The organism is Sphingopyxis sp. EG6, assembly GCF_003609815.1.
GTDB lineage: Bacteria > Pseudomonadota > Alphaproteobacteria > Sphingomonadales > Sphingomonadaceae > Sphingopyxis.
This window is the reverse complement of record NZ_AP017603.1, coordinates 1,143,775-1,162,585: the sequence shown is the minus strand read 5'-3', so window position 1 is coordinate 1,162,585 and position 18,811 is coordinate 1,143,775. Positions and strand designations below refer to the sequence as shown.

The 18,811-nt window shown below is 63.8% G+C and carries 20 protein-coding genes and 1 other RNA gene; 12 read left to right on the top strand and 9 right to left on the bottom strand.

The window, feature by feature from the left end:
• Nucleotides 1-150: 150 nt before the first annotated feature.
• The 6 genes from lon to SPYCW_RS05720 all read right to left on the bottom strand — a co-directional run bounded on the left by lon (nt 151) and on the right by SPYCW_RS05720 (nt 6,732).
• The gene (gene lon, locus SPYCW_RS05745) at nt 151-2,547 is read right to left on the bottom strand and encodes an endopeptidase La (protein ID WP_120215987.1); all 2,397 of its coding nucleotides are present in this window, start codon (nt 2,545-2,547) and stop codon (nt 151-153) included.
• A gap of 260 nt (nt 2,548-2,807) precedes the next feature.
• A complete protein-coding gene (locus tag SPYCW_RS05740) occupies nt 2,808-3,143 on the bottom strand; it encodes a YbaB/EbfC family nucleoid-associated protein (RefSeq protein ID WP_120215986.1) in 336 nt (111 codons plus the stop codon).
• Nucleotides 3,140-4,849, bottom strand: a complete 1,710-nt coding sequence (locus tag SPYCW_RS05735) for a DNA polymerase III subunit gamma/tau (protein ID WP_120215985.1) — start codon at nt 4,847-4,849, stop codon at nt 3,140-3,142. Before SPYCW_RS05735 ends, SPYCW_RS05740 begins: the two co-directional genes overlap by 4 nt.
• A 44-nt stretch (nt 4,850-4,893) precedes the next feature.
• Nucleotides 4,894-4,991, bottom strand: an RNA gene (ffs, locus tag SPYCW_RS05730) — signal recognition particle sRNA small type.
• 302 nt (nt 4,992-5,293) lie between these two features.
• Nucleotides 5,294-5,632, bottom strand: a complete 339-nt coding sequence (locus tag SPYCW_RS05725; RefSeq protein ID WP_120215984.1) for a 2Fe-2S iron-sulfur cluster-binding protein — start codon at nt 5,630-5,632, stop codon at nt 5,294-5,296.
• Nucleotides 5,629-6,732, bottom strand: a complete 1,104-nt coding sequence (locus SPYCW_RS05720) for a cysteine desulfurase family protein (protein ID WP_120218132.1) — start codon at nt 6,730-6,732, stop codon at nt 5,629-5,631. Before SPYCW_RS05720 ends, SPYCW_RS05725 begins: the two co-directional genes overlap by 4 nt.
• 251 nt (nt 6,733-6,983) lie before the next feature.
• On the opposite strand from SPYCW_RS05720, the gene SPYCW_RS05715 reads away from it, so the two are divergent.
• The gene (locus SPYCW_RS05715; protein ID WP_088441609.1) at nt 6,984-7,640 is read left to right on the top strand and encodes an alpha/beta hydrolase; all 657 of its coding nucleotides are present in this window, start codon (nt 6,984-6,986) and stop codon (nt 7,638-7,640) included.
• An 89-nt stretch (nt 7,641-7,729) separates the two neighbouring features.
• On the opposite strand, the gene SPYCW_RS18940 is transcribed toward SPYCW_RS05715, so the two are convergent.
• A complete protein-coding gene (locus SPYCW_RS18940; RefSeq protein ID WP_172595431.1) occupies nt 7,730-7,894 on the bottom strand; it encodes a hypothetical protein in 165 nt (54 codons plus the stop codon).
• Nucleotides 7,895-8,007: 113 nt separating this feature from the next.
• Here SPYCW_RS18940 and SPYCW_RS05710 point away from each other — a divergent pair, with 113 nt between their 5' ends.
• From SPYCW_RS05710 to SPYCW_RS05680, 7 genes are all read left to right on the top strand, one after another.
• On the top strand, nt 8,008-8,460 hold the full coding sequence (locus tag SPYCW_RS05710) for an RpiB/LacA/LacB family sugar-phosphate isomerase (protein WP_120215983.1): 453 nt from the start codon (nt 8,008-8,010) through the stop codon (nt 8,458-8,460).
• Nucleotides 8,457-9,764 carry a serine hydroxymethyltransferase gene (gene glyA / locus SPYCW_RS05705; protein ID WP_120215982.1) on the top strand — a complete coding sequence of 436 codons (1,308 nt, stop codon included), beginning with the start codon at nt 8,457-8,459 and terminating at the stop codon, nt 9,762-9,764. Before SPYCW_RS05710 ends, glyA begins: the two co-directional genes overlap by 4 nt.
• 5 nt (nt 9,765-9,769) lie before the next feature.
• A complete protein-coding gene (locus SPYCW_RS05700; RefSeq protein ID WP_120215981.1) occupies nt 9,770-9,988 on the top strand; it encodes a hypothetical protein in 219 nt (72 codons plus the stop codon).
• Nucleotides 9,989-9,991: 3 nt separating this feature from the next.
• Nucleotides 9,992-10,456: a transcriptional regulator NrdR gene (gene nrdR, locus SPYCW_RS05695; RefSeq protein WP_120215980.1), complete on the top strand. Its 465-nt coding sequence runs from the start codon at nt 9,992-9,994 to the stop codon at nt 10,454-10,456.
• Between the two features lie 2 nt (nt 10,457-10,458).
• Nucleotides 10,459-11,208, top strand: coding sequence for an RNA methyltransferase (locus SPYCW_RS05690; RefSeq protein WP_120215979.1), 750 nt, complete (start codon nt 10,459-10,461; stop codon nt 11,206-11,208).
• Between the two features lie 33 nt (nt 11,209-11,241).
• A complete protein-coding gene (locus SPYCW_RS05685; protein ID WP_120215978.1) occupies nt 11,242-11,469 on the top strand; it encodes a hypothetical protein in 228 nt (75 codons plus the stop codon).
• Nucleotides 11,470-11,602: 133 nt separating this feature from the next.
• Nucleotides 11,603-11,851, top strand: coding sequence for a hypothetical protein (locus tag SPYCW_RS05680; protein ID WP_120215977.1), 249 nt, complete (start codon nt 11,603-11,605; stop codon nt 11,849-11,851).
• Nucleotides 11,852-11,857: 6 nt separating this feature from the next.
• Here the strand turns inward: SPYCW_RS05680 and SPYCW_RS05675 are convergent, their stop codons facing one another.
• Nucleotides 11,858-12,172: a chorismate mutase gene (locus tag SPYCW_RS05675; RefSeq protein WP_120215976.1), complete on the bottom strand. Its 315-nt coding sequence runs from the start codon at nt 12,170-12,172 to the stop codon at nt 11,858-11,860.
• A gap of 213 nt (nt 12,173-12,385) precedes the next feature.
• Here SPYCW_RS05675 and rpsD point away from each other — a divergent pair, with 213 nt between their 5' ends.
• Complete coding sequence (gene rpsD / locus SPYCW_RS05670; protein WP_120215975.1) at nt 12,386-12,997, top strand: 30S ribosomal protein S4; 612 nt, start codon at nt 12,386-12,388, stop codon at nt 12,995-12,997.
• A gap of 64 nt (nt 12,998-13,061) precedes the next feature.
• On the opposite strand, the gene SPYCW_RS05665 is transcribed toward rpsD, so the two are convergent.
• The gene (locus SPYCW_RS05665; protein WP_120215974.1) at nt 13,062-15,008 is read right to left on the bottom strand and encodes an alpha/beta hydrolase family protein; all 1,947 of its coding nucleotides are present in this window, start codon (nt 15,006-15,008) and stop codon (nt 13,062-13,064) included.
• 137 nt (nt 15,009-15,145) lie between these two features.
• Here SPYCW_RS05665 and SPYCW_RS05660 point away from each other — a divergent pair, with 137 nt between their 5' ends.
• From SPYCW_RS05660 to aguB, 3 genes are all read left to right on the top strand, one after another.
• Nucleotides 15,146-16,831 (top strand): M28 family metallopeptidase, encoded by a 1,686-nt coding sequence (locus tag SPYCW_RS05660; protein ID WP_120215973.1) that lies wholly within the window; start codon nt 15,146-15,148, stop codon nt 16,829-16,831.
• A gap of 132 nt (nt 16,832-16,963) precedes the next feature.
• Nucleotides 16,964-17,947, top strand: a complete 984-nt coding sequence (locus SPYCW_RS05655; RefSeq protein ID WP_120215972.1) for an agmatine deiminase family protein — start codon at nt 16,964-16,966, stop codon at nt 17,945-17,947.
• 7 nt (nt 17,948-17,954) lie between these two features.
• Complete coding sequence (gene aguB, locus SPYCW_RS05650; RefSeq protein ID WP_120215971.1) at nt 17,955-18,806, top strand: N-carbamoylputrescine amidase; 852 nt, start codon at nt 17,955-17,957, stop codon at nt 18,804-18,806.
• The last annotated feature ends 5 nt before the right edge of the window (nt 18,807-18,811 follow it).

Sequence of the window (18,811 nt, the reverse complement as noted above, 5' to 3'; positions counted from 1 at the left end):
TTATGGTTGATTGAATGAGTCATGGTCATGCCATGGGGCGCCACTAACGCCGTTTCGCCCCGCCTTGTCAAAGCAAAAAAGGGCGAAAACGGCGGTTAAACGACGATTTTGCGACGAAAAGCAGGGCTGCGAGAGTTCGATCCACCGCCGTCAGTGGCGAATCGTCGTCTCGGGGTCCGTTCCCGGCGCCAGCGGCGGCGAAGCGGCGAGTTCATCCGCCTCGGTCCATTCGATCGGCACGACCGGACTGACCAGCGCTTCCGCCAGCACCTGATCGACATGGCTGACCGGAATGATCTTCAACCCGCTGGTGATATTCGCCGGGATTTCGACCAGATCCTTTTCATTTTCTTCGGGGATCAACACGGTCTTGATCCCGCCGCGGAGCGCCGCGAGCAGCTTTTCCTTGAGGCCGCCAATCGCCAGCACGCGGCCACGCAGCGTGACTTCGCCGGTCATCGCGACATCGCGGCGCACCGCAATGCCGGTCAGCGTCGAAATCATCGCGGTGACCATGCCGACGCCCGCCGACGGCCCATCTTTTGGCACGGCGCCTTCGGGCAAGTGGATATGGATGTCCTTGCGCGCGAACAGGCTCGGCTTGATCCCGTAACTCGGCGCGCGCGCCTTGACGAACGACAGCGCCGCCTGGACGGATTCGGTCATCACTTCGCCGAGCTTGCCGGTGGTCCGCACCTGGCCCTTGCCCGACGCGGTCACCGCCTCGATCGTCAGCAATTCGCCGCCGACCTCGGTCCAGGCCAGGCCGGTGACGGCACCGATCTGATCCTCCAGATCGCCCATGCCGTGGCGATATTTGCGCACGCCCGAGAAGTCCGAAAGATTGTCAGGCGTAATCGTGACGCTTTCCGCCTTGCCTTCGAGAATGCGGCGGAGCGCCTTGCGCGCAAGCTTGGCGATCTCGCGCTCCAAGGTGCGAACCCCCGCTTCGCGCGTGTAATAGCGGATCAGGTCGCGCAGGCCTTCCTCGGTCAGCTCGAATTCGCCGTTCTTCAGCCCGTGCGCCTCGATCTGCTTGGCGATCAGGTGACGCTTGGCGATCTCGACCTTCTCGTCCTCGGTATAACCTTCGAGCCGGATGATCTCCATGCGGTCGAGGAGCGGCTGCGGCAGGTTCAGCGAGTTCGCGGTGGTCACGAACATCACGTCGCTGAGGTCGACGTCGATTTCCAGATAATGGTCCTGGAACTTCGTATTCTGTTCGGGGTCGAGCACTTCGAGCAGCGCCGATGCCGGATCGCCGCGAAAATCCTGACCCAGCTTGTCGATTTCGTCGAGCAGGAACAGCGGGTTCATCGTCCCCGCCTTTTTCAGGTTGGTGACGATCTTGCCCGGCAGCGAACCGATGTACGTCCGGCGATGGCCGCGGATTTCGGCCTCGTCGCGCACGCCGCCCAGCGACTGGCGGATGAATTCGCGCCCGGTCGCCTTGGCGATGCTCTTGCCAAGGCTGGTCTTGCCGACGCCCGGCGGGCCGACGAGGCACAGGATCGGCCCCTTCAGCTTGTTGGTGCGCGCCTGCACGGCCAGATATTCGACGATCCGGTCCTTGACCTTTTCCAGCGCATAATGGTCGTCGTCGAGCACGGCCTGCGCCGCGGCGATGTCCTTTTTCAGCTTCGACTTCTTGCCCCACGGCAAGCCGATCAGCGTGTCGAGATAGTTGCGCACCACCGTCGCCTCGGCCGACATCGGCGCCATCGCGCGCAGCTTTTTCAGCTCGGCGTTCGCCTTGGCCTTCGCCTCCTTCGACATTTTCATGCCGTCGATTTTCTGCTGCAATTCAGCGAGGTCGTCGCCGCCCTCGCCATTGTCGTTGCCCAGCTCGCGCTGGATCGCCTTCAGCTGCTCGTTGAGGTAATATTCGCGCTGGCTCTTTTCCATCTGGCGCTTCACGCGGCCGCGGATCTTCTTTTCGACCTGCAGCACGCCGAGTTCGCCTTCCATGAAGGCAAACACCATTTCGAGCCGCTTCGACGGCGTATCTTCGACCAGCAACGCCTGCTTGTCGGACACCTTGATATTGAGGTTGCCGGCCACCGAGTCCGCGAGGCGCGAAGCGTCGTCGATCTGCGACAGCTGAACCGCGGTTTCGGCGGGCATCTTCTTGTTGAGCTTGGCGTAATTTTCGAACTGGTCGACCACCGAACGCATCAGTGCGGCGGTATCGACGCTGTCGTCGACGGTGTCGGCGATCGGCTTCACGCTCGCCATCACTGTCTTGTCGTCATTCGTCAGCGCGACCAGCTTGGCGCGCTCCTTGCCTTCGACCAGCACGCGAACGGTGCCGTCGGGCAGCTTGAGCAGCTGCAGCACGGTGGCGATGACGCCGACGTCGTACAGGTCTTCGCGCTGCGGATCGTCCTCGCCCGGATCGAGCTGGGCGACGAGGAAGATTTCCTTGTCGCTTTCCATCGCGGTCTCGAGCGCGGCGACCGAACGGTCGCGCCCGACGAACAGCGGCACGATCATGTGCGGGAAAACGACGATGTCACGCAGCGGCAGCAGGGGAAAAGATTGCGTCATTACGGCTCCCGGACGGGCGCCACGACCGGACGCACCGCCCCTCTTATAGGGTGTTCATCGCTAATATGGCGTAACTTCGCACGCATTCAATGTCGGAGTGCTGAATGGGTTGATCAATCCTCCCTGTCGCATAGCGATGGGGAGGTGGCAGCGCGGAGCGCTGACGGAGGGGCGATGACGTGACGTTGCAGCCCCTCCACCACCGCCTGCGGCGGCGGTCCCCCTCCCCATCGCTTCGCGACAGGGAGGACCATTTTCGCTCAAAACGGCAGCTTGAAACCCGGCGGCAGCGGCAGGCCGCTCGTCATCTTGCCCATTTCTTCGTTGCTCGCCCGGTCGGCCTTTTCGCGCGCGTCGTTGAATGCGGCGGCGAGCAGATCCTCGAGCATCTGTTTGTCCGAAGGAACGATCAGGCTGTCGTCGATGCTGATCGACTTGATCCGGCCCTTGGCGCTCGCCAAAATCCGCACCAGCCCGCCGCCCGAGACGCCTTCGACCTCGACGCTGTCGAGCTTCGCCTGCGCCTCCTGCATCTGCGCCTGCACGGTGGCGGCAGCTTCCTGCGCCGCCTTCATCATTTCTTCGATCGATTTCATGGGTTGGACTTATGGCGATTGTCGGCGGGGTCTTCAAGGCTGGCGTCGGGAAAAGCCGCCAATGCGGCCTTCACCACCGGCAGTTCGCGGATCCGCGCATCATTGTCGGCGGCGGTCGCGGCGCGCACTTCGCCCAGGCTGGGCCGCGCATCACCCTCCCCCGCCCTGACATGCCAGCGGCTGCCCGTCGCCGCGAACAGCGCGTCGCCCAGATCGCGCGGAAAAGCGGCGGACAGCGCCGGGTCGGCGGCAAAGACCAGCTCGCCCGGCGCAAGGTCGATGACCCGCACATGATCATGCACCTGCACCGCCAGCCGATGATTGCCGCTGCTTTCAAGCAATTGATGAATCTGCGCGATCGTCAGCGACGTGGCCGGACTTTCGGTGACGGGAGCCGCCTCGGCGACCGGCGCTGCGAGGGTAGCCGTCTCGCCCCCGGGCGCAGCGGCGGGCGCCGCGAGCGGCATCGTCGGTAGCCGCCCCGATTCCAGCAACTTCGCCAGTTCGCCCGGATCGGGCATCGACGCCGCATAAATCACCCGCAACAAGAGCATTTCCAGATGCTCGAGTGGGTTGTTCGCGCGCAGCACCTCGTCATGGCCCTTGAGCAGCAACTGCCACAACCGGTTGAGCGGCGCGAACCCCAGTTTTTGCGCCCAGTCGCCGATGCGTTCGCGGTCGGCCTCGGCCAGCGCGGGATCGTCATGGCGCGACACCTTGGCCAGCGTCACCGCATGGGTCAGGTCCATCAACCCGCGCACCATCGCCACCGGCTCGATCCCCAGCGCATATTGCGCGCGCGCCAGATCGATCGCACCGCCGCTGTCGCCGTCCAGGATCGACGCCATCAGATTGGCAATCGACGAACGATCCGACAGCCCGAGCATCACGCGCACCTGCGCCGCGCCGATCATCCCGCCGCCATCGAGGTCGGCATGGGCAATCGCCTGATCCAGAATCGACAGACCGTCGCGCACCGATCCCTCGGCGGCATTGGCGATCAGCCAGATCGCCGGCGCCTCGGCCTCGACGCCTTCCTTCTGCAAGATCGCGCTGAAATGCGCGAACAGCATATCGGGGGTGATGCGGCGGAGGTCGAAGCGCTGACAGCGCGACAGCACCGTCACCGGCACCTTGTTCACTTCGGTCGTCGCGAACAGGAATTTGACGTGCGGCGGCGGCTCTTCGAGCGTTTTCAGCAATGCGTTGAACGCGTTACGCGACAACATGTGCACTTCGTCGATGATATAAATCTTGTAGCGCGCCGACACCGCAGCATAGCGCACCGCCTCGATGATCTCGCGCACATCATCGACGCCGGTGTTCGACGCGGCGTCCATTTCGATCACGTCGATATGGCGGCCCTCGGTGATCGCACGGCACGGTTCGCACACGCCGCACGGATCGATCGTCGGCCCGCCCTGGCCGTCGACGCCGATACAGTTCAGCGCCTTGGCGATCAGGCGCGCGGTCGACGTCTTGCCGACCCCGCGCACGCCGGTCATCAGAAACGCATGCGCGAGCCGGTCGCGCGCGATCGCATTGCCCAGCGTGCGCACCATCGCATCCTGCCCGATCAGCTCGGCAAAGGTTTGCGGGCGGTATTTACGGGCAAGGACGCGGTACGGGCCGGATGAGGCCTGCGGCTTCACCTCGGGCAGGTCCATTCCCAGCATCGCGGGTTCGTCGTCGGCGGAATCGCTCATGGCATCGTCTTAGGGACGACGCGCGATCTTGTCGAAGGGGGAAATGGGGTGGGAGCCGGAACGACCCGCAGCGAATTCGTTGCGGCTGCTTCCTTCCGGACCTGACCGGGTTGGCGAAGACTGCGTCCGCCCGACTCCCGCGGCGCATATGGCGGGGGTCGAGGGGAAATGCAAGGTCGGCCATTAGGTCGGCTTTGGGGTGGGGTCGGACGGACCTAAACCGTCGCCCCCGCGAAGGCGGGGGCCGCTAGCCGCCTATTCCTGCGGGGCCGCGCAAACCGGTTGCGGCCCGCGCCTTCGCGGGGGCGACGGCTAGTTTCGGTCGTTTCCCGACCTTCGTCATCCCGGACTTGATCCGGGATCCATGACGACGGCGCAGCTATGGATCCCGGATCAAGTCCGGGACGACGATATTTATAAATGGCCGCTTCCGGTCTTCACCACTCAGCGCGGTCCCTGCATATTCCGGCTTTCGCTTGGAATATGCACCGTCAGCCCGTCCATCGTCTCGGTCAGCACGATCTGGCACGCAAGACGGCTCGTTCGCCGCACCCCGGCGGCGAGGTCGAGCATATCCTCTTCCATTTCGCTCGCTGGAGGCAGGCGCTCGAAATCCTCTTTCGCCACGATGACATGGCAGGTCGAACAGGCCATCTGCCCCTCGCACGTCCCCTCCAGCGGCATCATATGCGCCTGCGCGACGTCGAGCAGGATGCTGCCCGGTTCTGCTTCGGCCTCGGTGCGCTCCTTGCCATCGGCGTGGATGAAGGTGACGCGCATCAATTGACCCTCTGCAATCGCGCGGCGTCCTTGATCGCGGTCAGCCCGTCGCGCAATTCCTGCTCGCTGGTATAGCGCCCCCAGCCGAGGCGGATCGATGCGCGGGCGTCGGCTTCGCTGACCCCCATCGCACGCAGCACATGGCTGACCTTGCCCGAACCGCTGCCGCACGCACTACCGAGCGAGAAGGCGACATTGCGCGCGTCGGACATCAGGCGCAGGCCGTTGACGCCCTCGCGCCGGATGTTGAGATTGCCGTGGTAGCGCGCATCGACCGCGCCATTGACGCTCCATTCGGGCAACATTTCGCGCGCCAGCGACCACAGCCGTTCGACATGCGCGGCATCCGCGTCCGCCCGTTCGGCGGCGAGTGCCGCGGCGGCGCCGAACCCGGCGCACAGCGCGGGCGAGACCGTGCCCGATCGCATCCCCTGTTCCTGCGCGCCGCCGAACATCAGCGGCGGCAGGTCGATGCCATCGCGGATCCACAGCGCGCCGATACCCTTCGGCCCGTGAATTTTGTGCGCCGAGATGGCGATCAGGTCGGCGCCCTCGGGAATCGCGACGCGGCCATAGCCCTGCACCGCGTCGCACAGCAGCAGGCTGTTCGTCGCATGCGCGGCGGCGGCATATTCGGCGACCGGCTGGATCGTGCCGACCTCATTGTTCACCAGCATCGCCGCTACGATGCCATTTTCGGGGATCAGCGCGGGGTCGGGAGGCAACGCCACCCCGTCGCCATCGACCGGCAGGATCGTCGCATTCAAACGCTCGAGACATTGCAGCGATGCGGCATGCTCGATGCTGAACCCCGCGACGCCGCCGGGCATGATCTCGGCGCCGCGCAGCAGCGCCCAGTTGAGCGCCTCGGTCGCGCCCGAGGTAAAGAAGACGCGGCCGCCCTTGGGGAGCAACGCTGCGACCTGATCGCGCGCCACTTCGACCGCGGCCGCCGCGGCGCGGCCAGCCTTATGGGTGCTCGACGGGTTGGCGAAGCCCCCAAGGTCATTGGCGCCCTCGCCCGGCCCTTCCAGCCAGCGCAGCATCGCCGCGCGCGCCTCGGGGGCGAGCGGCGTCGTGGCTTGATAATCGAGGTAAATCATGCGCGGCATCTGCCTCTAAATCCCGTTCGTGTCGAGCGAAGTCGAGACACGCGAACGCGTGCGCTACGCAACGTGTCTCGACTTTGCTCGACACGAACGGAAAAAAGGCGGTCGTTTGAACGCGTCTTATTGCGAGCGATTCGCAAAAGTTGCAAGTTGCAACGCTGTTTCTATATAGGCGCCATCTTCGCTCCGCCACCCTGCCACTCCGGCGATTCGGCGGTCAGCCGCAAAAGATAAGAGGTGCTCCCATGCCCGACGTGATTTTCCCCGGCCCCGAGGGCCGTATCGAAGGCCGTTTTTCGCCCCCGCCGCGCCCGCGTGCGCCGGTTGCGATGATCCTGCACCCGCATCCGCAGGGTGGCGGGACGATGAACGACCGCATCACGCAGGCGATGTACAAGAGCTTCGTCGCGCGCGGTTTCGCAGTCTTGCGCTTCAACTTCCGCGGCGTCGGCCGCAGCCAGGGCACGTTCGACAACGGCATCGGCGAACTCAGCGATGCGGCGTCGGCGCTCGATTGGGTCCAATCGATCCATCCCGAAGCGCAGACGACGTGGATCGCGGGCTTCAGCTTCGGCGCTTGGATCGGCATGCAGCTGCTCATGCGCCGTCCCGAAATCCGCGGCTTCCTGTCGGTCGCACCGCCGGCGAACATGTATGACTTCAGCTTCCTCGCGCCCTGCCCCTCTTCGGGCATCATCGTCGCGGGCGGGCAGGACGAGATCGTGCCGCCGTCCGCGGTGCAGAAGCTGGTCGACAAGTTGCGCACGCAGAAGGGCATCACGATCCATCACGACGAGATCCCGCGTGCGAACCATTTCTTCGAACATGAGCTCGACCAGCTGATGAAGTCGCTCGATAATTATCTGGATATGCGGCTCGCGCCGGATTCGCCGATTCGCTGATAATCGCCGTCGCCCCCGCGCAGGCGGGGGCCGCTATCGGCCTCGCGCTATCTTTCCAGCGGCCCCCGCCTGCGCGGGGGCGACGCGCACTATTTCACCGGCACCAGCCACACCGCGACATTGGCGAACATCACCAGCGCCGCGACCAGCATCAGCAGTGCGCGGCGCTTGTCGCCCTGGCGGAAAACATAGGCCGCCCCGCCGGTCAGCACGACCCCGGTGAGCATCAGCACGGATATGACGGTATCGGACATGGCGGAGCTTTATCGGCCGCGTCACAAATTTGCCACCTCACTTATGGCCAAATCGGACGGCGTCGCCTAAAGGGCCGACATCGATTCCCTTGACCCCAGCGGGAGCCGCGCCGATGCGCATCGCCATTGCCTCTGACCATGCCGCCTACGAGCTGAAAGCGCTGCTCGCCGACTGGCTGTGCACCGAAGGCCATGATGTCGAGGATTTGGGCACAAACGGCCCCGATAGCGTCGATTACCCCGATTTTGGATATGCGCTGGGCGATGCTATGGCAGCGGGCCGCGCCGACCGCGGTGTCGCGCTGTGCGGATCGGGGATCGGCATTTCGATCTCGGTCAATCGCAACCCCGCCGCGCGCTGTGCTTTGGTGTCCGAACCGCTGTCGGCGAAACTGTCGCGCGAACATAATGACGCCAATGTCATCGCGATGGGCGCGCGGCTGACCGGCATTGACATGGCCAAGGCTTGCCTCACCGCCTTCCTCACCACCGACTTTGCCGGCGATCGCCATGCGCGCCGCGTCGACAAACTTTCAAACCCGCCGCAACTGGAGACCAGCCGATGACGACCAACACGCTCGACAAGCCCATCAAATCGGCCGGCTATTTCACCGACGGCGTCGGCACCGTCGATCCCGCCGTCGCCGCGGCGATGAAGCATGAACTGGAACGCGAACAATATCAGATCGAACTGATCGCTAGCGAAAACATCGTGTCGAAAGCGGTGCTCGAGGCGCAGGGATCGGTCTTCACCAACAAATATGCCGAGGGTTATCCCGGCCGTCGCTATTATCAGGGCTGCGCGCCGTCGGACGAGGTCGAAACGCTCGCCATCGACCGCGCCAAGCAGCTGTTCGATTGCGGTTATGTCAATGTCCAGCCGCATTCGGGGGCGCAGGCGAACGGCGCGGTGATGCTGGCGCTGACCAAGCCCGGCGCGACGATCCTCGGCATGAGCCTCGACGCCGGCGGTCACCTGACCCACGGCGCACCGCCCGCGATGTCGGGAAAATGGTTCAACGCCGTGCAATATGGCGTGCGCGCCGACGACCATCTCGTTGATTTCGATCAGGTCGAAGCGCTGGCGAAAGAACATCGTCCGGCGCTGATCATCGCAGGTGGCTCGGCCTATCCCCGCACTCTCGACTTTGCCCGCTTCCGCAAGATCGCCGATGACGTCGGCGCGTTGCTGATGGTCGATATGGCGCATTTCGCCGGACTCGTAGCGGGCGGCGTTCATCCTTCACCGCTGCCGCACGCGCATGTCGTCACCACGACGACACACAAGACGCTGCGCGGCCCGCGCGGTGGTATGATCCTGACCAATGACGAAGCGATCGCCAAGCGGATCAATTCGGCGGTGTTCCCCGGCCTGCAGGGCGGCCCGCTGATGCATGTCATCGCTGCCAAGGCGGTGGCGTTCGGCGAAGCGCTGCGCCCCGATTTCAAGGATTATGCGAAGGCCACCGTCGCCAATGCGCAGGCACTCGCCGGTCGACTCAAGGCGCGCGGCGCCGATATCGTAGCGGGCGGCACCGACACGCATCTCGCGCTGATCGACCTGCGTCCGCTCGGCGTCACCGGCCGCGACGCCGACGAGGCGCTCGAACGCAGCGCGATCACCTGCAACAAGAACGGCATTCCCTTTGACCCGCTGCCGCCGATCAAGACCAGCGGCATCCGCGTCGGATCGCCCGCGGGCACGACGCGCGGCTTCGGCATCGCCGAGTTCGAGGAAATCGGCGACATGGTCGCCGACGTGCTCGAAGCACTGCGCGACAAGGGCGAGCATGGCGATGCCGATGTCGAAGCCAATGTGCGCGGCCGCGTTCGCGCCCTGTGCGAACGCTTTCCCATCTATCAGGGCTGAAACCGTTGGCGCGCCAACATCCTGAAGAGCCGACACTGGCCGAGCTGACGATCGAAGAGGTCAAGGCGATGGGCAAGCAGGGGCTGGCGCATCCGTCAACCAAGCCAGTCCTCACCGGCGGCGTAATTGGAGCGGTCGCAGGCGCGGTCCTGCCGGTGGTGAGCTGGCCCGTCGGGCTGTTCGCGGGCGCCGCGATCGCGCTTTATTCGCGGGTGAAACGCTAGACCATGCGCTGTCCCTATTGCGGCCATGAAGACAGCCAGGTGAAGGACAGCCGTCCGACCGAGGACGGCGCGGCCATTCGTCGGCGCCGCCAGTGCGAGGATTGCGGCGCGCGCTTTACGACATTCGAGCGCATCCAGCTGCGCGAAGTATCGGTGCTCAAGGCCGGCGGCGGTCGCGAGCCCTTCGACCGCGAAAAGCTGATGCGCAGCATCCAGATCGCGTGCCGCAAACGCCCGATCGACGGCGCGCGCATCGAACGGCTAGTGTCGGGTATCCAGCGCCAGCTCGAAACATCGGGTGAGAATGAAGTGCAGGCCGCGCAAATCGGCGCGATGGTGATGGAAGCGCTGAAAGGTTTCGACAGCGTCGCCTATATCCGCTTCGCCAGCGTCTATCGCGAGTTCACCGAGGCCAAGGATTTCGAGGAATTCGCCTCGTCGGTGACCGAGGCGGCGCATAAAAATTGACCTTGGCCGTAGCACCACCGCCCGTCATCATCCTTGTCCGTCCGCAGCTTGGCGAAAATATCGGCAAGGCGGCGCGGGCGATGCTCAATTTCGGGCTGACCGAGTTGCGACTCGTCGCGCCGCGCGACGGTTGGCCCAACCCCGACGCAGGTCCGGCGGCGGCGGGGGCCGACGTCGTACTGGCCGAGGCGCGGGTGTTTGATAGCCTGGCCGACGCCGTCGCCGATTGCACCACCATCTATGCCACGACCGTGCGCAAGCGGGGGGTGATGAAGCCGGTGCTGACCCCGGAAGCCGCGGCGCGCGCCGTGCATGCCGAGGCTGGACGTTCGGCCTATGTTTTCGGCGCCGAGCGTTCGGGGCTCGAAACCGACGACGTCGCCCTCGCCCACGCGATCGTGACCGTTCCGATCAACCCCGCCTTCGCATCGCTGAACCTGGCGCAGGCGGTGATCCTGCTCGCCTATGAATGGTCGAAGCATGCGCCGAGCGAAGCCGAAGGCGGCGTCGCGCTCGCCAGCCCGCCGACCGTGGCGCTCGATCCCGTCGCGCCGCATGGCGAGCTGGAGGAATTGATCCAGCACCTGGTCCGCGACCTCGACGCCAGCGGCTATTTCAATCCGCCCGAACGAACCGAGGCGACGCTGCGCACGCTGCGTACCGCGCTGACCAAGACCGGCTGGTCGCACAATGATATCAGGATGATGCACGGGGTCATAACCAGTCTTGGCAGGACGCCCCGCGCGCGATAACAGACGCCTCCCCTCTCTGGAGTTCGATCGTTCATGTTGACCTTGATGATGTCGCTGGCGCTTGCAGCTGCGACCACCGAAACCCCGCCCGCATCGCCGACGACCGAGACGGCGGCCAAGCCCGAGAAGGTCAAGCCGAAGCTGATCTGCCGCCGGATCGCCAACACCGGCAGCCGCCTGCCCGAGCGCGAATGCCGTACGCAGGAAAGCTGGGATCGTCAGGCCGACACGACCAGCCAGCAGCTGAAGGGCGCCAAGTGATGGCGGCGGGTGCCTGACCCGGCGCCCGCCCCCCATCATCCCTTGCCCATCACTATCAAGCCACGGTGCACCGGTACCTTGGCCGTTTAGCGAAGCGAATTTAGGCCTTGATCCGATCAAGGAGTTTGATTCGATGCTGACGCTTTTCCTCTCCCTCGCCCTGTCGTCCGCCGCGCCCGATGCGGCAACGGCAGCCCCGCCTGCGACCCCCGACGCAGCAGGTTCGACAAAGCCCGCTAAGCCCAAGAAGATTTGCCAAAAGGTCGAAACGACCGGCAGAACGGTACCAAAGCGCGTCTGCCGCATCATCGCCGAACCGGCGCAGCCTGCCCCCGACGCGACGCGCGCCGAAACAGCGGCGCCTACCGGGGGGCGCCGCTAACCAGGATCAGTGATCGGCGCGAATGCGGCGCCACTCGGTGGCTTCATAGGCGATCGATTGCTCGACGAGCACGTCCCATATCGCGCGGAAATGCTCGGGTGGCAGCCCGGCCAGCTCGGCCTCGCGCGCCACATTGTCCAGCACCTGCGCCTTGCGTGCTTCGTTGCGCACGGCGCCATGATCGGTCTTGATCCGCGCCGCGGCGTCCATATAGCCAAAGCGCCGCGCCAGCAGCGCGACAAGTTCGCGGTCCATCTGATCGACGCCGGCGCGCACGTCGATCATCGTCTCGCACTGTTCGGGAAGTTTGATGTCAGTCATGTGCCGAGCGTTTAGCGGAATTTATCCGGCTGTCGAGGCACCAGTACGGACACAGCGCCGCACGCTTGACTTTGCCCCGCCCCCCGGCTAACCGCGCGCCTTCGCAATGGACCCCGCACCCCGGTGAAGCGGCGGTCGCATAGGACCCAGCTCCTATGGTGCGACCCGGGAACCCGCCGAAATCCTTCGGCACACAGCATATTGGAGACGACAATGTCGAAGCGCCAGAGCGCCAAGTATAAACTCGACCGCCGCATGGGCGAGAACATCTGGGGTCGCCCGAAGAGCCCGGTCAACCGCCGCGAATATGGCCCCGGCCAGCACGGCCAGCGCCGCAAGGGCAAGGTGTCGGACTTCGGCATCCAGCTCCGCGCGAAGCAGAAGCTGAAGGGCTATTACGGCGACATCACCGAAAAGCAGTTCAAGAAGAACTATTTCGAAGCCAGCCGTATGAAGGGCGACACCGGCCAGAACCTGATCGGCCTGCTCGAACGCCGCCTCGACGCCGTCGTCTATCGGTCGAAATTCACCCCGACGATCTTCTCGGCGCGCCAGCTCGTCAGCCACGGCCACGTCTATGTGAACGGCGTGAAGTGCAACGTCGCCAGCCGCCTGGTGAAGCCGGGTGACGAAATCACCCTCGGCAAGAAGGCGCAGGAAATGGCGCTGGTCGCCGAAGCGCAGAGCCTGCCCGAGCGCGACCTGCCCGAATATCTGGCGGTCGACGGCACCAAGACGACCTATGTCCGAGTGCCGACGCTCGACGAAGTGCCCTATCCGGTGAAGATGGAACCCAATCTGGTCGTCGAATTCTATTCGCGCTGATCGGTTACCACCGGAAGAATTCAAAAGGGCGGCCCGCAAGGACCGCCCTTTTTTTGTTGCCTTTTCACTTCGGTAAAAAAGCCTCGATCCGTTTGAGCATGTCGATGCGCGCCGACGACGATCCGAGGTCATGGGCCAAACCGGGATATTCGACCAGTTCTACGGCGCGTCCTGCTTTTTGCAGTTCGCGGACCATGGTCTTTGACTGCGTCGGCTCGACATTCTGATCAATCGTCCCGTGGAATAGCAATACGGGCGCCTTGAATTGCGCGGCGTTTTGCGCAGGCGAACCTTCGCGCAGATGCGGACCGGTCCCGATAAAGTCGCGCTGGATCCGCGCCGTCGTGTACCGACTTTCCTCTTGTCGCAGCTGGGCAAGGTCAGTGACTGGCGCGATCGCCACAATCGACCTGAACAGGTCAGGAGCAATTACGCCGGACTGCAAGGCCGCATAACCACCGTACGACCAGCCGACGATCGAGAGCTTGGCCGCTGGCACACCTTGGCTGAGCAGCCAACGCCCAGCATCGCTCACGTCTCCAACCGATGTCCGCCACGATTGAAAACCGTTGCGCTGGTACCATTCGTCCCCGTAGCCGGTCGAACCTCTGAAATTCGGCTGGAGTACCGCGAAACCGCGCTGAGCGATGAATTGCGCCAGCCAATCGAAGCCCCATTCATCGCGAGCAGATGGCCCGCCGTGCGGCATAACCACTGCTGGCAGGCCGGCGGCACTGACTTTGCCGGGCGGAAGCGTGAGATATGCAGGAATTTCAGTGCCGTCCGCCGCGGGATATTTAATCGGGCGTACCTCGGACAGCTTCGCGCCTTCAAGCATCGGCCGGTCCGCCAGCAACGGCCGCAAGCTTTTGAGTGCGGTGTCGAACAGGTAATAATGCCCGGGATCGGTGTCCGAACCCGCCCAAACAAGAAATGTCTTCTCGTCGCGCGTTGCGTCGATAAGCCGCACCGTGCGGGCACCCAAGGCTTTTTCAAGTTGTGCGGCCAGCGCTTTGATACGCGGGTCGAAATAATGGGCATGTGGTCGATCGGTCGAATAGGCGACCCCAACTACCCGCCCCGATTGCCCGATCCGCAGAGTGCCCGACACGTCGACCTCAGGATGCGAAAAGATCGTCTCGGCATCAACTGCCCCTTGCAGTTCCATCCGCTGCAATGCGACGCGACCATTCACTCGGCCAAAACCGAACACGCGGTCGGCGCCGTGTTCGATCGCCACCGGGCGAAAACCGTCGCGCGCTGAGATGTCATATACTGATAGATTTCGCCAGCTTCCGCCAGAAGCAGGCCTCGAAAAATAGCGGTTCTTCCCATCGATCATCCCGCTCTCGCTGGATGCATTGCTGACCAAAACGCGCAGTTTTCCGGTTTCGTCGGACAAATAATTGACTGCATATGTGCGCGGCGCTTCGACGGTCTTTTCATCCTCGTTGCGCGTCGAAATCGTAACAACGCGGTTGCTGGGATGCCAAAGCATGATCCGATCGTCTTCGGCGGGCAGCCAGTCGATCAAATGGCTGCCTGCAAACGCATATTTTCCTTCAGGGCCGACGACGTTCAGGTTCTTACCGTCGGGGTCGAGCGCCATCAATCGCCGGAAAGAATTGACGTCGCGTCCCTTTCCTTTTTCGCGACCAGCGATTTCGCAAAGCAAGCGCTTTGCATTTTCCCACCCGCACCACGAGAAAAACTCGGGATCACCGCTCGCGCGCATGATCCGTTGGGGGACGGCGCCTTCGGCGGTACCAACAACAAACAGATCATTTCCGCCAGTCGGCGACGGCGAGATAAAGGCGATCGCAGTACCATCAGGCGAGAGACTGATATCATCGACCGAGCCTACCGAGCCGAACAGGGCCGCCGAATCAGAGACGGTCGTTTGCGCTTGCCCCAATCCGGCTGAAAATAGGAGTAAGGCCGCCGCAAAAGCCGAAGATGTCGAACGCAAACCCTCAAATCGAGCCATTAAAATCTGCTCCCCTCCACTCATACTGTCACGCCCCGCGCGATCATTTCCACGTTCTTTCCGCGATTTGACCTTATGCGCAAGCCCAACCGCTTGCACCCGCGCCGACGGGCTGGCACAAGCCCGTCCGACCGCAAACGAAACCTTCCAAGGACATTCCCATGCTTCGTTTCCCCCGATCTGCCGCGGCTTTCGCGGTTCTCTTGACCGTCGCCGCGTGCAACGCGTCCGACAAGGCGGCGACCACCGCCACCGCTATTCCCGATGTCGAAATCCCCGAGCTGTCGCTGGCGACGTTGCAGGAAGTGACGAAGGAATTGTCGCTCGACGCCTATGAAGGCCGCGCCCCCGGCACGCCCGGCGAGGAAAAGACCGTCGCCTATCTGATCAAGAAATATCAGGAAGCGGGGCTGAAGCCAGGCAACAACGGCAGCTGGACGCAGGATGTGCCGCTGGTCGAAATCACTGCGAAAAATGCGACCCCGCTGACGTTTACCGGCGGCAAGACGCCGGTCACCGCACAATATGCGAAGGACTATGTCGCGTTCAGCTATCGCGTCCAGCCGACGACCGCGGTCAAGGACAGCGACGTCGTGTTTGTCGGCTATGGCATTGTCGCCCCCGAAAAGGGCTGGAACGATTATGCCGGGCTCGACGTGAAGGGGAAGACCGTCGTCGTCCTCGTCAACGATCCCGACTGGCAGACCGCCGAAACCAAGGGCGAATTCAACGGCCGCGCGATGACCTATTATGGCCGCTGGTCGTATAAATATGAGGAAGCGGCGCGGCAGGGCGCCGCCGCGGTGCTGATCGTCCACGACACCGAACCCGCCGCCTATGGCTGGAATGTCGTCGAATCGAGCAACACCGGCACGCAATATCTGGCCGAAAGCAAGGACGGTGGCGCCAGCCAGACCGTCGCCAACGGCTGGATCCAGCTGCCCAAGGCGAAGGAATTGTTCGCCAGCGCCGGACAGGATTTCGACGCGCTGCGCGACGCGGCGAAGAAGAAGGGCTTCAAGCCCGTCGCGCTGACCGGCGTGAAGGCCAACTTCAGCTTTGACAATGACATCGCCAAGAAAATGTCGCGCAACGTCATCGGCATCTTGCCGGGCGCCAAGCGTCCGCAAGAATATGTGCTCTACACCGGCCACTGGGACCATCTGGGCCGCTGCACGCCGGTCGCGGGCGACGACATCTGCAACGGCGCGGTCGACAATGCCACCGGCATCGCGGGCCTGGTGACGCTGGCGGAGGCGTTCAACAAGGCTGGCGCGCCCGACCGCAGCATCGTATTCCTGGCGGTGACCGCCGAGGAATCGGGGCTGCTCGGATCGAAATATTATGCCGAAAACCCGGTGTTTCCGCTGTCGCAGACCGTCGGCGGGGTCAATATGGACGCGCTCAACTCGGTCGGCCCGGCCAAGGACATCGTGGTCGTTGGCGGCGGTAAGTCCGAACTCGACGCCTATGTCGAAAAGCTCGCCCAGATGGAGGGCCGCACGGTCAAGGCCGAACCGACCCCCGAAAAGGGTTTCTACTACCGGTCGGATCACTTCAGCTTTGCCAAGCTCGGCGTGCCGATGTTCAACTTCGGCAGCGGCGACGATCTGGTCGAGGGCGGCGTCGAAGCGGGCCAGAAGGCGTCCGAAGATTATGAAAAGAACCGCTATCACGCGCCTGGCGACGAATATGAGGCGATCACCAATTGGGGCGGCATGATGGCCGACCTGCGCCTCTACTATGCCGCGGGCCGCATGCTGGCGATGACCGAGGCGTGGCCGAACTGGGTCGAGGGCGACGAATTCCGCGCCGCCCGCGACAAGTCGCGCGCCGGAGCAAAGTAGCACGCCGCCCTTTTCCGTTCGTGCTGAGCTTGTCGAAGCACCGCTCTTCCTTTCGACGCTGAAGATAAGAACGGCCCTTCGGCAGGCTCAGGGCGAACGGACCAGGGAGCTAGTTTCAGAACGAGAAGACGCATGACCCTACGCATGCCCGCCGAATGGGCGCCGCACGAAGCCGTCTGGATCGGCTTTCCGCATATGGCCGAGGAATGGTCGGGCCAGATCGACGCCGCGCGGCGCGATGTCGCCGCCTTTGCCAACGCCGTCCACGACGGCGGGCGCGGCGAGACGGTCCATCTTCTCGTTCGCGATCATGACAATGCCGACATTGCCGAGACGCTCGTCGATGAGGGCGTGCAGCTTTTCGTCGCTCCCTTCGGCGATATCTGGCTGCGCGATACAGGGCCGATCATCGTCGGCACCGGCGCTCGGCGCGAGGCGCGCAATTTCGACTTCAACTGGTGGGGCAACAAGTTCGTGATGCCCGGCGACCGGGAGATCGGCGCGATCCTCGCCGCGCACGCGGACCTGGAGACGCAGCACCTTGATTGGGTACTCGAAGGCGGCGGCATCGACGTCGACGGCACCGGCCTGTGCGTCACCACCGAGGAGTGCCTGCTCAACCCCAACCGCAACCCGACGCTGACGCGCGAGGATATAGCGGTACGGCTGCACCAGTCGCTCGGCATCGACCGATTGCTGTGGCTGGGTAACGGTCTCGTTGGCGACCACACCGACGGCCATGTCGACAATCTGGCGCGGTTCGTCGGCGAAGGACGGCTGGCGCTACCCGTTGCGGATGGAAATGACGATCCCAACGTCCACATCTACGCCGACGCCCGCGCACGCATCGCGGCGTTTGGCGGCATCGAGATCGTCGACCTCCCTTCGCCCGGCCGCGTGGAAATCGACGGCGAGATCGCGGCGGCGAGCTATATGAACTTCTATATCGGCAACAGCACCATCGTCGTGCCGACCTATGGCGCCCGAAACGATCAGGCAGCGGTCGATGCCCTCGCGGTGCTGTTTCCCGACCGCCGCGCGGTAGGCGTCCCCGCGCGCGGCATCATCGCTGGCGGCGGCAGCTTCCATTGCTCGAGCCAGCAGCTTCCGGCATAGCGCACCCATGACCCGCACCATCACCGTCGCTGCATTGCAGCTTCCCCTGCCCGGCCCTGTTCAGCCCAATATCGATGCCGTGACCGCGCTGGTCGAGGAAGCGGCGGCGAAGGGCGCGCAGGTCATCCTGCCGCCCGAATTGTTCGAGGGACCATATTTCTGTCAGGTCGAGGATGAAGCGCTGTTCGCGTCGGCGCGTCCGACCGCCGAGCATCCCAGCGTCGTCGCGATGCAGGCGCTCGCTGCCAAGCTGAAGGTCTCGATCCCGACCAGCTTTTTCGAGCGCGACCGGCATCATTATTATAATACGCTGGCGATGATCGGCCCCGATGGCGCGATCATGGGCACGTACCGCAAAAGCCACATTCCCGACGGGCCCGGATATGAAGAGAAATATTATTTCCGCCCCGGCAATACCGGCTTCAAGATCTGGGATGTGTTCGGGGCGCGGATCGGCATCGGGGTGTGCTGGGACCAATGGTATCCCGAATGCGCGCGCGCGATGGCGCTGATGGGCGCCGAACTGCTGTTCTATCCCACCGCGATCGGCAGCGAGCCTTATGATGCCGATCTCGACACCAGCCGCATGTGGCGCCGCGCGATGCAGGGGCATGCGGTGTCGAACTGCATGCCGGTCATCGCCGCCAACCGTATCGGGACCGAGGGCGACGCCAATTTCTATGGTCACAGCTTCATCAGCGACGAATGGGGCGATTTGACGCAGGAATTCGGTGCCAGCGAGACCGGCGTGCTGATCGAAACGATCGACTTGGACCGCGCCGCGAAGCACCGCGCAGGGATGGGCTTTTTTCGTGACCGCCGCCCGCAGCTTTACGGGCGGCTGGTCGAGGATATCTGACACCG